The organism is Polaromonas sp. P1_G4 (genome assembly GCF_056405475.1).
The window spans coordinates 1-713 of sequence record NZ_JBFUCA010000997.1 but is presented as its reverse complement, the minus strand read 5'-3'; the positions used below and the strand labels follow the sequence as shown (position 1 = coordinate 713).

1 protein-coding gene and 1 pseudogene are annotated in these 713 nt (G+C 61.7%); one reads left to right on the top strand and one right to left on the bottom strand.

The window, feature by feature from the left end; all coding sequences use genetic code 11:
• On the top strand, nucleotides 1-359 hold a 359-nt coding region (locus AC1D1X_RS24985; RefSeq protein WP_477699584.1), incomplete at its 5' end, for a nucleoside monophosphate kinase.
• Between the two features lie 102 nt (nucleotides 360-461).
• On the opposite strand, the pseudogene AC1D1X_RS24980 reads toward AC1D1X_RS24985, so the two are convergent.
• A pseudogene (locus AC1D1X_RS24980) lies at nucleotides 462-713 on the bottom strand (asparaginase); the annotation flags it as partial.

Below are 713 nucleotides of genomic sequence, written 5' to 3'. Positions count from 1 at the left end.
GCGTCAAGCTGGACTACGTTCTTGAAATCGACGTCCCCTTCGACGCCATCATCGAGCGCATGAGCGGACGCCGTTCGCACCCCGCCTCAGGCCGCACCTACCACGTCAAGTTCAATCCGCCCAAGGTTGAAGGCAAAGACGATGTGACCGGCGAGCCGCTGATCCAGCGCGATGACGACAAGGAAGAAACTGTCCGCAAGCGCCTGGAGGTTTACAGCGCCCAGACCCGTCCGCTGGTTGAGTACTACTCCAGCTGGGCAAAGTCAGAGCCTGAACTGGCCCCGAAATACCGTGCCATCAGCGGCATGGGCGGTGTTGACGAGATCACCGCCCGGGCATTTAAGGCGCTGGCGGGTTGAACCGGCCTAACGCGAGTCCACTTGCCCCAAAAAAGCCGTCAGCCCGACGGCTTTTTTTATTCCGGCTTCCGGACCTGGTGGACTGCAATTGCAAGCGCGGCTTCAACTCTCCGCCAGCAACTCGAGCATCATCGCTATCCTCGCCTTCACGGGACTCAGCCCCTGCGAATCAGAAAACAGATCCCCCGGTGTGGGCAAGACCCGGCCATTGAAGCATCTTGTCGCACGGACGACCCGAACCCCCGCAGACCGCGCGCGAAGCAAGGCCGCCTCCAGCGCGTGGTGCAAGGTGCCATTACCCGTGGCAGCAACCACCAGCCCCTGGACACCCTGTGCCAGCAACGCGTCCACGAT